We start from the raw sequence: 14,126 nt of genomic DNA, 5'->3' as shown, positions 1-14,126 counted from the left end.
CCCGGTGGCAAGTCCCTGTGTGCGACGCCTCGCTTGGCCGTCGCGCCGGGTTGCACGAATGCGCCCGGGCAAATGACCCCAGAAAAACAACGATTGCATTCGGCCAGCCCTCGCCAAGGCACGTGGCGCCGTGCCCGTCGTCCTCGAATCACATCCTTCAAAAATAAGAGCCAAGCGTGAAAACTGCCCTGCCTCCCAAACTCACCACACTCCTGGTGGCCGTTCTGGCCGCCACGCTTTCGGCATGCGGCACGCCTGCCCCGAAGGATTTCGGCGGCCGCTGGAAGCCGGTCAACCGCTATGACGACAAGCCGGTCGAGATTCCGCTGGCGGTGCCGTACACGTATTACGCCGCGCCGATGGACGGCACGCTGAAGACCATGCTCACGCGCTGGACCAGCGATACGGGAACCAAGCTCTCCTATCGCCTGCGTTCGGATTTCACACTGCCCAAATCGGCTGCGCAGATCCATACGTCCGAGCTACGCGACGCGGCATCACAGCTCAGCGCGATCTTCGCGCCGCAAGGCGTGACGGTCGTAGCGAACGGGCCGGAGCTTGTGGTCGAGGAAACGGCTGCCATCGTGCCCCCGACGCCTGCCTCCCCGGTGCCCACCGCGTCGGCTGATACGCACGGCTCGCAGCCGACCGTCGCAGCGAAAGCTCCTCTCGCACAGGCACCGACCGACGCGGCTTCCGCCGGTGCGGCCCCCGTGTCTCGTGCTCAGTAATTACCGCGACAGTCACGCCAGGCCTACTTGATGTTCAACAAGAAACAATCTCCCAAGATCGATGCCGCGGTAGCGCGATCGGTCGATTTCGAAACCACGGTTTCGGACCTGGCCCAGCGCAGCGAACGTCGCGCGTGGATGGTGGCGTTTTGCTCGATTTCGCTCTCGCTGATCCTCGCCGCCGGCTATTTCTACATGCTGCCGTTGAAGGAAAAGGTGCCATACATCGTGCTTGCCGACGCGTATACCGGCATGAGTTCGGTGACGCGCCTTACCGATGATGTCGTCAATCGGCGCATCACGGCGAGCGAGGCGATCAATCGTAGCAACGTCACGCATTTCATCCTGGCTCGCGAATCGTTCGACGTGACCATGATCAACCTGCGTGACTGGGCCACGGTATTGACGATGTCGACGCCGAAGATCGCAAAGGCCTATACGGATCTGCACGCTCAGACCAATCCTGACGCGCCTTACAAGACGTACGGACGTGATCGCGCCGTCCGCGTGAAGATCTCCAGCATCATCTTCATTGGTGGCGAAAACGGCACCACGCCAAAGGGTGCCACCGTACGTTTCCAGCGCAGCGTCTACAACAAGCTGACTGGCCAGACCGTGCCGCTCGACAGCAAGATCGCGACGCTCGCGTTCACGTACAACCCGAATCTCAAGATGGACGACCAGTACCGCGTCGAGAACCCGTTGGGATTCCAGGTCACCGACTATCGCGTGGACAACGATTATGCGGATCCGCCGCCGACGGAAAGCGAGGCGCCTGCCGCAGCACAGGCACCTGCCGCGGCCGCCGCGCCCGCTCAGCAGCCGGCGTCCATGGAGGCCATGCCTCAGTCGCCCATTCCCGTCGACAACGCAACGATGAACAACACGTCTCCGCAGACGGCCGCACCGCAGGCAGCCGCCCCCACCCAACCGAACGCCGCCAATGGAGGGCGTCGTCGATGATGCGTCAGAATATGCTCCGACTGAGCTTGACAGCCTTGCTGCTCACCACCTGCGCGACCAGCGTCGTGCATGCACAGGTCGTCACCCCATACCAGTACGAACCCGACAAGATCTACACCGTGCGCACGGGACTGGGTATCACTACCCAGATCGAGCTGAGCCCGAACGAAAAGATCCTCGACTACAGCACCGGTTTCAGCAGCGGCTGGGAACTGACCCGCCGCGACAACGTGTTCTATGTAAAGCCGAAGAACGTCGACGTCGATACGAACATGATGATTCGTACCGCCACGCATTCGTACATCTTCGAGCTGAAGGTCGTGGCAACCGACTGGAAGACCCTCGACCAGGCTCGTCGTGCCGGCGTCCAGTACAAGATCACGTTCACCTACCCGTCCGACACGAGTTTCCTTGCGGAAACCAAGAAGGTCGCTGAAACGCCGGAACTCGACACCTCGCTGGTCAAGGGGCGTGACTACAACTTCGACTACGACTATGCCGTGAAGCGCAAGACGGCGCCGTGGCTCGTGCCGGTCAACGTCTACGACGACGGCCGTTTCACGTACATCAAGATGCCTGACCTTAAGCAGTTTCCCACCGGAAACTTCCCGACCGTTTACATGCGCGAAAAGGAACATGGCGAGGATTCGGTGGTGAACACCACGGTGGAGGGCAACACCATCGTGGTCCACGGCACCTATAACTACCTGGTCATCCGGCACGACAACAACGTCGTTGGTCTGCGAAGGAACACGAAGAAGTGAGCCCGAATAATCCCTATCATCCGGACGACGAGAACCGCGACAACGGCGTGCCGCACACGGAAGCGGGCAGCGAGCATGCCGATCCTCTCGCGGGAAATCCGTACGCCAACCAGCGCCGCCAGGCGCCGCCGCCCGACCTCGATGCTGGCGCGCCACAGCTTGCCGCCGCCGACGTCCGTCGGATGAATCGTCGCGCGCTGGCCTTCCTGGCCGGCATCGTGGCGCTCCTGTTGTTTGCGGCCTGGTTCTTCCTCAGCTCCGGCAACTCCGCGCCGCCGCCGAAGAAGCCAAAGGCCGAGGAAACAGTGACCATTCCCGAGGCACCCAAGGTCGCGCCCGTACCCGAAGCGGCTCCCAAGCTGCCCGAGCCCATCGCGCTGGCCCCACCGCCGCCGCTGCCGTCGACGCTACCGCAGCGGACGACGACCGCTGCGCCGGTGCGCACCGGTCCGACGCTTCTGGAACGTCGCATGATGGACGCCCAGGCGGCACAGGCGGCTGCCGCAGCCGGCGAGCCTATGGGTATGGGCGGCCAGGGTGGTCCCGGTGGCGCGTTCGGCATGATGCCGGGCATGCTCGGTCCTTCGCCCCAGGGCGGTGTGCCCGTGAATTCGGCCTACGGCGCGAAGCCGCTGCCGGACGTTTCGAATGCCTCGCCACTCACCCACCCCGACACGCTCATGCTGCGCGGCACGTTCATTCGTTGCGTACTTGAGACACGGATCATCACCGACATCCCCGGCTTCACGTCCTGCATCGTCACCGAACCGGTGTACTCGTTCACTGGCAAGCGGCTGTTGCTTCCCAAGGGCTCGAAGGTTCTCGGCAAGTACGAGATGGAGCCGAATGGCCCGCGCGTCGCTGTGATCTGGGATCGCATCGTCACGCCTACGGGTATCGACGTGAACATGGCCAGCCCGGGTATCGACACCCTCGGCGGCGCCGGCCATCCTGGCTATTACAACGCTCACTGGGGCAGCCGTATCGGCGCCGCCCTGCTGATCTCGATGCTCAGCGATGCGTTCAAGTACGAGGCCGCGGAGCACGGTCCTCGCCAGACCACCATCAGCAACGGCGTGGTGACGCAGAGCCCGTTCGAGAGCAACACTGCGGCAACCGTGCAGCAGCTCGCGAACCAGGCCGTGCAGCGCGCCGCCAATCGTCCTGCCACGGTCACGATCAACCAGGGCACGGTGCTGGCCATCTACGTCGCCAAGGACGTGGACTTCAGCGGCGTAGTGGCACGGTACTGATCGATGAACGAACCCGCTCTCGCCGCCGTCGGTAACGACTTTCTGGATTACCAGTACGAGGTACTGGGTATCCGGGATTACCTTTCGTCGTCCGATGTCACCGAGATTTGCATCAACAAGCCCGGCGAGCTCTATCTGGAGCGCCGCGGCAAGTGGGAGCGGGTGGACGTTCCGTCGCTCACCTACGAGCGGGCTCGGCAGTTTTGCACCGCCGTGGTCAACGAGAGCAATACGGGTCAGCGCATCACCGACGTAGACCCGGTCGTTTCGTTGACCTTCCCCACCGGGCAGCGTGCGCAGTTCGTTATCCCGCCCGCATGCGAGGCGGGCCGTGTATCGATCACCATCCGCCTTCCTTCGCGCCAGAGCAAGACGTTGGCGCAATACCAGGAAGACGGTTTCTTCGATCAGGTCCTCGAAGGTGCCAACACCATCAGCGAAGCGGATCGCGAGCTGCTCGAACTCCGCGCGGAGCGGCGTTACGCGGATTTCTTCCGTCACGCGGTATTGAGCAAGAAGAACATCGTGGTGGCCGGCGCCACTGGCAGCGGCAAGACCACCTTCATGAAGTCGCTCGTAGGGCACATTCCGGAAGACGAGCGGCTGGTGACCATCGAGGATGCGCGAGAGCTGTTCATCGACCAGCCTAACGTCGTCCATCTGCTGTATTCGAAGGGCGGTCAGAGCGCAGCCAACGTCACCGCGAAGAGTTGCATGGAGGCGTGCCTGCGCATGAAGCCCGACAGAATCATCCTGGCCGAGCTTCGCGGCGACGAGTCCTTCTACTTCATTCGAAACTGCGCGTCCGGTCACCCCGGCTCCATCACCAGTTGCCACGCCGGCAGCGTCGAGCAGACGTGGGACCAGTTGGGCCTGATGGTGAAGGCATCCAACGAAGGTGCAGGACTCGAGTTCTCGACGATCAAGCGACTATTGATGCTCACCATCGACATCATTGTCCACATCAAGGCGCATGCCGGGCGCCGCCACATTACCGGCATCGACTTCAACCCCGCTCGGGGCCTGGCCCCGGACGGGGGGTAACACACGAAACACATCGGTCATTAGACAGGAGTTGTAACGGTGGTACCAGGAATGGAAATGATGGCTTGCCCCAACCTTGCCGTACGGGCTGAGGTGATGCAGCACGTCGTCAACGTCGAATCGTCTCGCAACCCGTTTGCGATCGGCGTCGTCGGCGGCCAACTCGTGCGCCAGCCCGCAAACCTTGGTGAAGCGGTGGCGACCGTGCGCATGCTCGAGGCCAACGGCTACAACTATTCATTGGGTGTGGCGCAGGTAAACCGCGCCAACCTCGGGAAGTACGGCCTCGATACCTACGAGAAGGCGTTCGAGGTCTGCCCGAATCTCGTCGCCGGATCGCAGATCCTCGCCCAGTGCTACACCAGTGCTGGGGGAGACTGGGGTAAGGCGTTCAGCTGTTACTACTCCGGCAACTTCACGACGGGCTACCAGGACGGTTACGTCCAGAAAATCTTCGATTCGATGGCACGCCAGAGCGCGCTCGCCGCAAATGCCGTGGCGATCCCCCTGGTGAGCACGTCCACGAACGCCGCCAACAAGGGAACGCCCGTGGTTCCTGTGGACGGGTCCGCCTACCGCGTGGCCATGCGCAGCGTCGCCGATGCCGCCGTCGCGGCCGCCGTCGCTCCCGCCGTTGCTCGGGCCGCGGGCCTGCCGCCACCGAGCCGAGCGCAGGCGCCTGTCCCCAATGCCAACATGACCGGATTGGAGCCGGACGCCGCATCGATCGCCCAGGCGCTACAGGCAGCCCAAGCGGCACAGAATCAGATCGCGCCGATACTGCAAGGCAACGCGGCACTCCCTCTTCCCGGTGCGGTGCCTGGCACAGGTCCGTCGGTGACATCGGGCAGGATCCCGACGGATCCGGCAACCGCCGCCGTGATGTCGCAGATCGGCATATCGGCCAATGCGACAGGCACGGGGCCGGCCAACGACAACGGCGTTTTCGTGCCGCAGGTCCAAGGCCCGAACGACCCTGCGCCAGCCGCCGCCGCTGCCCCGACGCCACCCTCGACACCCGCCGGCGATCCGGCGGATCTGCGCCAGGGAGGAGGCGATGGCGCCTTTGTTTTCTGACCTGCTCTCGCCCTGCACGAAGCAGGTCATTGCGAAACCGGCTACGGAAGCCGTAGCCGTCATCAACCCGGTTGTGCTCGCGCAACCGTACCCAGCCCAGTAACACGAAGGAACTACGAGATGTCCAAACTTCCCAGCACCCCGGCTGACCGCACGTCGCTCAACAAGATGGCCGTCTTCCTGATGATCGCCGCCGTCCTGCTCCTGCCGTCGATCGGCCTTGCCCAGGACGTGGCCGAGACCTCGAAGAAGGTTTGTGGATTCTTCCAGAACATCAACTCCCTGCTGAACGCCGCCTCGATCGTCGTCGTTACCATCGCCGTGATCTTCTCCGGCTACCAGATCGCATTCGCCCACAAGCGTATCGCCGACGTGGCGCCGGCTCTCGTAGGCGGCGTGCTGATCGGTGCAGCCGCGCAGGTAGCGAAGATGGTTGTGGGCGGCAGCGGTGACTCGACCGCCTGCACGTCGAGCAGCGGTGGCGCCGCTACGTTCCTCATGGACTCGGTGCAGATGGCTATGCACCTGCTTCACTTCCATGCATAAGAACGCGCTCTTCCGCGGCTGCACGCGCCCACCCATGTTCATGGGCGTGCCCTATGTGCCCTTCTTTCTTGGGGCGGGCAGCGGTTTGCTGATGGCGATGTACTTCAACATGTGGTGGCTCCTCTGGATTCCTTGCTCGATCTTCGTGATGCGCCAGATGGCACGCCGCGATGAGCTGATCTTCCGCCTGCTTGGCTTGCGGCTTCAGTTCAGGACCCGAGTGAAGAATCTGGCCGAGCACGACGGCATGTGGGTCTTCACGCCCAACACTTATCGCGAGCCAGGCAAGGCGAAGCGATAAGGCGACTCCCGCCCTGGCAGATTTCTGCCAGGGCCTTTCCAGTGCGTTTGACGGTAGGCAGAGCCATGTTCATTCCTGATGCAGCGATCGGCGAATTCATTCCATTCTCGACCCACGTCTCGCCGACCGTCCTCAAGACGACGGGGGGCGATTTCCTGCTGGTGTGGCGCCTCGGTGGCCTGCCGTTCGTGGGCAGGGAGGAGTGGGAAATCGAACACCGCCATAACACGTTCAACCGCATGCTGCAGACGCTGCGAGCGCCCGACTTCGTGAACGTGGCGTTCTGGGTGCACGATATCCGTCGCCGCCGCAGCATCAAGGACAAGAGCAAGTTCGAACATAGCTTCAATCAGGCGCTCTCGGACGGTTATTACGACTCGCTTTCGAGTCAGAAGCTCATGCAGAACGAGCTTTACCTGACGATGATCTATCGCCCTGTCGTCTCGGGAAAACGTTTCGTCGAGAAATCCTCGAACGTCGAACGGCTTCAGGCCGAGCAAGCGCAAGCGATCGCCACGATCCTGGAACTTGCCGGCAACGTGGAGGCCGTACTCAAGGACTATGCGCCCACGCGCATGGGCATGTATGAAGCACCCAACGGGGTCGTTTTTTCCGAAGTGCTCGAACTTTACGGGTACATCCTGAATCGCCTCGATGAGCCAGTGCCGGTGCTTTCCGCCCCAGTGAAGGACTACCTGCCGGTCAGCCGGCAACGGTTTTCGTCGAAGACGGGCGACTTCGTGCTGACGACCCCTAACGGCGTCAACCATTTCGGCGCCATCCTGAATATCAAGGAGTACGTCGAGGGGACCTATCCGGGCATCCTCAACGGGCTCAAGTACCTCGATTTCGAATACGTCATCACCCACTCCTTCAGCCCCATGGGCCGCCAGGATGCGCTCAAGGCCCTGGAGCGCACCAAGGGCATGATGATCTCCTCCGGCGACAAGGCCGTCAGCCAGATCATCGAAATGGACCAGGCGATGGACCAGCTCGCGTCGGGCAATTTCGTGCTTGGCGAGTACCATTTCACCATGGCCGTTTACTCGACCGCGCAGGAAGCCCTGTCGCAGCAGATCGCCGCCACGCGCGCCGAGCTGTCCAATGCAGGGTTCGTGTCGGTGAAGGAAGACCTGGCGGTGACTTCGGCCTTCTATGCGCAGTTCCCAGGCAACTGGAAATACCGCACTCGTCTGGCGAATGTCAGCTCGCTCAACTTCCTCGGCCTGTCGCCACTGCACAACTTCGCCACGGGCAAGAAGCAGAACAACCCCTGGGGCGACTGCGTCACGACACTGCAGACGACCAACGGCCAGCCGTACTACTTCAACTTCCACGCCACGCATCCGGCCGAGAACTCGTTCGGTGAAAAGGCCATCGCCAATACCATGGTCATCGGCAAATCCGGTACCGGTAAGACGGCGCTCATCAACTTCCTGTTGAGCCAGGTGCAGAAGCTCGACCCGGCGCCCACGATCTTCTTCTTCGATAAGGATCGCGGCGCCGAGATCTTCGTTCGCGCCTGCGGTGGCAACTATCTCGCCCTGGAAAACGGCAAGCCCACCGGCTTCAATCCGTTCCAGTGCGAGCGCACGGAGGAGAACGTCCAGTTCCTGGCTGATCTCATCAAGGTGCTGGCCGGCAAGAGCGTCTACAGCTCCCGTGAGGAAGAAGACATCTACCGGGCCGTCGAGGCGATCCTCGACACCCCCATGCATCTTCGCAACATGACGAACTTCCAGAAGAGCTTGCCGAATCTCGGCGACGACGGCCTCTTCATTCGCATGCGCAAGTGGACTGCGGGCAACTCGCTTGGCTGGGTCTTCGACAATCCGAAGGATACGGTCGACCTCTCCCGCGCCAATATCATCGGCTTCGATTACACCGAGATCATCGACAACCCCGAAGTCCGCGCGCCGGTCATCAACTACCTGCTGCACCGCCTCGAAGCCCTGATCGATGGCCGCCGCCTCATCTACGTCATGGACGAGTTCTGGAAGATCCTGGACGGTAAGGGCGGTCTCAAGGAATTTGCCAAGAACAAGCAGAAGACCATCCGTAAGCAGAACGGCATGGGCATCTTTGCCACGCAAAGCCCCGAGGATGCGCTGGCTAGCGACATCTCCGCGGCACTCATCGAGCAGACCGCCACGATGATCCTGCTACCCAATCCGAACGCCAGCCGCGAGGACTACGTCAACGGCCTCAAGCTGACCGACGCGGAGTACCAGGTGGTGGTGAGCCTGGACGAGCGCTCTCGCCGCTTCCTGGTCAAACAGGGGCACGCCTCTGCAGTGTGCCAGTTGAATCTGCGTGGCATGGATGACGCATTGGCAGTGATCTCCGCGTCCACGGACAACATCGAGATCATGCACGAGGTCCTTGCTCGACAAGCGGAGGACCTGGGCGTTCCGGCAGACGAACTCACGCCGGACCAGTGGCTTCCCTCCTTCTACGAACACCGAAAGGGCAGCGGCAAGAAGCCGTCGCCCGCCTCCCCCTCGACGCGTCCTGCCCGCTCGGCGGCCCGCTGACCCAGGCACGCATTGACCTTGGAGAACCCAACCATGACCCTTCGCTCGACCCTCCGTCGGCAAAACGCCCTCCTTCACCGCCTGCTCGGCGCAGCCGCCTTCGCCTTGGCGCTGTCGCTGGCCGCCCCCGCTGCCCATGCGCAGTGGGCGGTGAACGACGCCAACGCCAACGCCACGCTCAAGCAGATCGAGACACACACCAACGACACCGTCACTCAGACGACGGACATCAACTCGGTGCTCGGCAAGACGCTGGGCGATGGTTCCACGGTGAATGGCAACATCAATGCCATCAACGAGAAGCTGAAAATCGGCACGTACGACGAGAAGCAGCCGGGCGCTCGCGTGAAGGACCCCACGCAGACCCTGCCGGAGGACACGACCAAGCTTGACGACGGCACGCGCTGCAAGGCCGTCGCTCAACCGCAGCAGGCGACGTGCCAGCAGATCGTCGACATCGAGAACGCTCAGTACCAGTACATGCTGACGATGTACAAGAACACCGCAACGCGTGACGCCATGTTGCGCGAGCTGCTCAAGGAGCGGGCAGCCATCCAGGCAAGCGATGCCAACCAGTTCGGCAAGCTCGAAGACAACACCAACAAGCTCACCGCGCTCTACAACCTGATCGCGCTCGACCAGCAGCAGATGCAGACCGTGAACTATGCCTACGAGGCCAACCTGCGCTTCCTGCGCGCCAAGCAGACCATCGCTGCAAACGCGGCAAGCACGGGTAAGCAGCCTTCGGATTGGGGTTCGATCTCCCTGCCCGGCATCGGAGACGTCAACATCGGCAGCGCGATCAGTGGCCTGGCTACGGGCGCTGCGCTGAAGGCATCGCTGGACGGCGTGCAAAGCGCCAAGCCCTCTGGCATGCAGACCCTGAGCATCGGTGACTCCAATGGCTTCTGATTCGCTTCTTCACATCCACATGAACGGAACACGGCGTCATGGTTGACATCACCGGTATGCTCGCTGGTCACTCGGCGCTTGCCATGCTTGCAGGGCCGCTCGACACGGCGACGAACTTCGTCTTCTTTCAGACGATCAACGACTTCCTGCGCACTGAAATCGACATCATGCAGTGGAAGCTGCTGTCGAGCTCGGCAACGATCATCGGCTTCGTCGCCGTCTCGGTGCTGACGGTGTGGATCATGTTCCAGGGATTCCGCATCGTCACCGGGCAGTCGCGACAGCCGATGATGGTTCTCGTCGGCGATTCGCTGAAAGCAACCCTCGTGGTCTTCATCGCCACGACGGCCGCTTATTCGTCGTCTTCCGTGTACTGGACGTTGAGCGACGGCATGTCGACGACGATCGCTCAGTACGTCACGGGAGAGAGCGGTAGCCCCTTCCAGCACATCGACAACAACCTCGCGGGCATGGAAGTGGCGATGGGCACGATCGATGCCATCGACACGGGCGGCGACCAGGCTGCTCAAGATGCGAAGGACCGCGATCGCTGGTTCACCGGTATAGGCATCGCGGGACCGAGCGTCATCGCCGGCTCCATGCTTTTGCTCAACAAGATCGCCCTCGCCCTCTTCGTGGGCTTCGGCCCCATCTTCATCATGTGTTTGCTGTTCGAGCCCACGAAGCAACTATTCAGCAAGTGGCTTCTCTATGGCATCGGCACGGTGTTTTCGCTGGCGGTACTGAGCGTCATGGTGACCATCGCGATGAAGATGATGGCGGCCGTCACCGCCTCCTTCGCCGTGAAGTACCTGCTATCCATGCCGGAATTGGGTGGCGCGGGCAGCACCGATGGCATCAACAGCATGGCGCTTCAGCAGGGCGGTCTCGGCCTGCTGCTCACCACCATGATCATCAGCGCCCCACCCATGGCCGCCTCCTTCTTCCAGGGCACCCTGGGCCAGTTCAACTCGTACTCGCCGTTTGGACATATCAAGCCTGAGCCGCCGAACTCGCGCGGAGGTTACGGCGTGCCAGGCACCCCGAGCTACGTGCCGCCCGTGGCCAATCAGACTTCGCATAGGGACACCCATCAGTACGGTGGGCAGAGCAACACGTTTGGCAGTTACACACAATTGACCGGCACAGGATCCAGTTACGCAAGTACTCCTGATCGAATCAAGAAAGACGGAGAGATGACATGAGCACCGCGGCAAGTCGCAAGCATGTCTTGCTTGCCTCCATTGGGATCGCTGCGTTGATAACGGCGTCTTGTGCCTGGGCTCAGTGCGCCACCGGAGTCAATACTGGCGGTGGAAACTGCGTACCTCCAGATGCTTCTGGCATGCCGGGGTACCAACCCGCTCAAGGCAATGTCCCTCCGACTCCAGCTCCAGTTTGGAGAGATACCTGGGGAGCCATTGTTATTGACAGCGCCACCGGTGGTGCTGGGACGGTGACTGATCGAGACACTAAATCAGATGCGATCCGCGACGCCACGCGTGACTGCGAAAGCCACGGCGCGACAGGATGTAAAGTTGAGATGACTTATTACAACCAATGCGCTGCAGTCGCATGGGGCGTTGGAGGCCATGGAATCGCCCGAGGGCCAGACAAAGCCAAGGCGGAGGACGATGCCATGCTTTCCTGCAATGAGTCTGCGTCTCAATGCAAGGTTGTCTACAGCGGATGCAGTCTGGCGCGGCGCGTCCAGTGAACATTGTGCGAGCGTTCGGCGCTTCGTGCGCTGGCCTTTGTGGTGGATAAGGCTTCTCTCCGCTCGCCACGAGAGCTTTAGTTCAAGAAATATTTCCTGGGTACAAAGCTGTTTTGATCCGCGTACGTCTAACGCACCTGATTCTACGAGCAGGAATGCCCCGGCAGATCAATGAAAAAATGTGCAAACAACAAGCCGACCGCTCAGACGTCGCTTGAACACACGCATAAGCAACACGAACCACCGCAGTAATGGTGACCTATGACAAAACATCCGACCCTGCTTTGCCTTAGTACCTGCGCCCTGCTGCTTCTGAGCCCATGGGCCAACGCGCAGAACAACCCGTACGCACCCACGTCCCACTCGGTACCCGCATCCGCACCGACCAAAGGAAGCAAGATGGATGACCTGACACGATTCGCGACAGGTGGGGCGAAGGTCCTCGACTCGGTGAAGGGTGCGCTGACCGACAAGGGCGAAGCCGATGTCATTCTTATCCTCGACCCGCCCTCTTCGGCGACGGCAAAGACGGATGACTCGCCAGGACGCGACGTGCTGTTGCTCGTGCGCGACGCCTCGGGCGTGCTGCAGAAGGCCGCATCCAATTCGCACGTGGTGCCATGTGCAACCTGCGGTGGCGTGGCCGGCGATCCCTACGGCTTCACGAAGATCGACGCGGGGCACTTCACCATCGTCAACGGTGGCGGCAGCCGGGAGCACTGGTCCGACGAATACACCTTTACCTATGCGCCGGAAAAGAAGAACTGGTTCGTGACCCGCGTGGTACGCCGCGTGGACGACACGATCACCGGGAAGCACAAGTCGTCGGAGCTGACCCCGAAGGAACTTGGCTCCGTGGCCTTTTCCGATTTCGATCCCTCGACCTTGCCGGAGGTGACGTTGCCCTGAGCGTTACGCATTGATGTGAAACCGCCAGGACCGGCTGGTTTGAAACACGCAGGAAGCGAGCAATTCCGTGAGTCAACCAGGAGCTACACATGGCGATTGATCGTGAAACGCAGGTCCTGACCGAAGCCTATGCGGCTGGGATCCGGTCCCCGAGGGAGCTGGCCAATTTCATGGCCCAGGTCACTCATGAATCCAACGGCCTGAACCGGCTGGAGGAAAGCTTCCGCTACACGCGGAATATTTCGCAGATTCCCGTCCAGTCGGCTTGGCGCGAAGGCCCCGAAGCCCTGGAATCCGCCCGTCTGCAGGCCTTGCAGGGGCGCCCCGAACGCCTTGCCGAACTGATGTATGGCGGCCGCAACGGCAACGACGCCCCCGGTGACGGCTGGCGATACCATGGTCGTGGCTACATCCAGCTCACCGGCAAGGACAACTACCGCGCCGCTGGCGAGGCACTGGACCTCGATCTGGTCAAGCACCCGGAACTCGCAGCGGACCCGCAGAATGCTTCGCGCATTGCGGTGTGGTACTGGGAGAACCGCGTGCCGGAGCAGGCGCGCGAAGACGTGCGGGCGGCGACGCACGCCGTCAACGGCAAGTACAACGGCCTGGAAGATCGGCAAACGCGCTTCCACGACTGGGAGAGACGGCTCACGCCCGAGGTGATGCAGCGTCTCGAGCACGGCGCCGCTTCGCTGCCGACGCATTCCTCGCACTCCGCGCCCGCACATCATGCCGACCACAGCTCGACCCTGCGCACCGGCGCCCACGGCGACGAGGTACGCACACTCCAGGCCAGTCTCGCGGGGCTTGGCTACACCGACGCGCATCGCCAGCCTTTGCAGGTCGACGGCAAGTTCGGTCCTGGCACTCAGGCTGCGCTCGAAGCATTCCAGCGCGACCATCATCTGGCAGCTGACGGCGTGGCCGGACCAAAGACACGTGCCGCACTCGATGCGGCGACCCGGCAGCCTGTCGTTCGCCTCGACGACCCGTCGCATCCGGACCATGCCTTGTTCGAGCAGGCGCGCGCTGCTGTGCACAAGCTCGACGCGGAGCACCATCGCACGCCGGATCAGCAGAGCGAGAACCTCGCCGCGGCGCTTACCGTGGCGGCCAAGAAGGAAGGCATGACGTCCATCGACCGCGTGGTGTTGAGCGACGACGCCAGCCGTGTGTACGCCGTGGCCGGCGATACGCAGTCGCCGCACAAGCGCGTTGCCGACGTACAGACAGCGCAGGCGGTCAACACGCCCGTGGACCTGAGCGCATCCGCCCTGCCCCAGGCTCGGCCGGAACAAGCGACCGCGCCAGCGCCTCAGCAGCAGACCAACGCCCCCACGCATCCGGGAATGGGAGCGCCATGATGGAGAAC

At 62.1% G+C, this 14,126-nt stretch carries 12 protein-coding genes and 1 pseudogene; all 13 read left to right on the top strand.

Translation table 11 applies throughout. The features are described 5' to 3' along the window. Nucleotides 1-176: 176 nt before the first annotated feature. The 13 genes and pseudogenes from BT115_RS13260 to BT115_RS13195 all read left to right on the top strand — a co-directional run bounded on the left by BT115_RS13260 (nt 177) and on the right by BT115_RS13195 (nt 14,118). Nucleotides 177-731, top strand: a complete 555-nt coding sequence (locus BT115_RS13260) for a hypothetical protein (protein WP_072323036.1) — start codon at nt 177-179, stop codon at nt 729-731. A gap of 30 nt (nt 732-761) precedes the next feature. Continuing rightward, nucleotides 762-1,694 (top strand): virB8 family protein, encoded by a 933-nt coding sequence (locus tag BT115_RS13255; RefSeq protein ID WP_072323035.1) that lies wholly within the window; start codon nt 762-764, stop codon nt 1,692-1,694. Nucleotides 1,695-1,705: 11 nt separating this feature from the next. Beyond that, a complete protein-coding gene (locus BT115_RS13250; protein ID WP_250340064.1) occupies nt 1,706-2,458 on the top strand; it encodes a TrbG/VirB9 family P-type conjugative transfer protein in 753 nt (250 codons plus the stop codon). Continuing rightward, nucleotides 2,455-3,711, top strand: a complete 1,257-nt coding sequence (locus BT115_RS13245; protein WP_072323033.1) for a TrbI/VirB10 family protein — start codon at nt 2,455-2,457, stop codon at nt 3,709-3,711. Before BT115_RS13250 ends, BT115_RS13245 begins: the two co-directional genes overlap by 4 nt. A 3-nt stretch (nt 3,712-3,714) precedes the next feature. Further along, on the top strand, nt 3,715-4,755 hold the full coding sequence (virB11, locus tag BT115_RS13240; protein WP_072323032.1) for a P-type DNA transfer ATPase VirB11: 1,041 nt from the start codon (nt 3,715-3,717) through the stop codon (nt 4,753-4,755). Between the two features lie 51 nt (nt 4,756-4,806). Further along, nucleotides 4,807-5,274, top strand: a pseudogene (locus BT115_RS18970) (lytic transglycosylase domain-containing protein); the annotation flags it as partial. A 678-nt stretch (nt 5,275-5,952) separates the two neighbouring features. Beyond that, nucleotides 5,953-6,378 carry a TrbC/VirB2 family protein gene (locus BT115_RS13230; RefSeq protein ID WP_072323031.1) on the top strand — a complete coding sequence of 142 codons (426 nt, stop codon included), beginning with the start codon at nt 5,953-5,955 and terminating at the stop codon, nt 6,376-6,378. After that, nucleotides 6,371-6,679 carry a type IV secretion system protein VirB3 gene (locus tag BT115_RS13225; RefSeq protein WP_072323030.1) on the top strand — a complete coding sequence of 103 codons (309 nt, stop codon included), beginning with the start codon at nt 6,371-6,373 and terminating at the stop codon, nt 6,677-6,679. The genes BT115_RS13230 and BT115_RS13225 overlap by 8 nt, the downstream gene beginning before the upstream one ends. A gap of 65 nt (nt 6,680-6,744) precedes the next feature. After that, entirely contained in the window at nt 6,745-9,213 is a 2,469-nt protein-coding gene (locus tag BT115_RS13220) for a VirB4 family type IV secretion/conjugal transfer ATPase (RefSeq protein WP_072323029.1), read from the top strand. Between the two features lie 33 nt (nt 9,214-9,246). Then, nucleotides 9,247-10,125, top strand: coding sequence for a hypothetical protein (locus tag BT115_RS13215; RefSeq protein ID WP_072323028.1), 879 nt, complete (start codon nt 9,247-9,249; stop codon nt 10,123-10,125). Between the two features lie 83 nt (nt 10,126-10,208). After that, nucleotides 10,209-11,330, top strand: a complete 1,122-nt coding sequence (locus BT115_RS13210; RefSeq protein WP_083527482.1) for a type IV secretion system protein — start codon at nt 10,209-10,211, stop codon at nt 11,328-11,330. 911 nt (nt 11,331-12,241) lie between these two features. Then, nucleotides 12,242-12,751, top strand: coding sequence for a hypothetical protein (locus BT115_RS13200; protein WP_072323025.1), 510 nt, complete (start codon nt 12,242-12,244; stop codon nt 12,749-12,751). An 89-nt stretch (nt 12,752-12,840) separates the two neighbouring features. Next, entirely contained in the window at nt 12,841-14,118 is a 1,278-nt protein-coding gene (locus BT115_RS13195) for an XVIPCD domain-containing protein (protein WP_072323024.1), read from the top strand. Nucleotides 14,119-14,126 lie beyond the last annotated feature (8 nt).

It is taken from the genome of Luteibacter sp. UNCMF366Tsu5.1 (genome assembly GCF_900119235.1).
Taxonomy (GTDB): Bacteria; Pseudomonadota; Gammaproteobacteria; order Xanthomonadales; family Rhodanobacteraceae; genus Luteibacter; species Luteibacter flocculans.
Note: the sequence above shows the minus strand (reverse complement) of the source record. Positions and strands in the feature narration are given on the sequence as shown.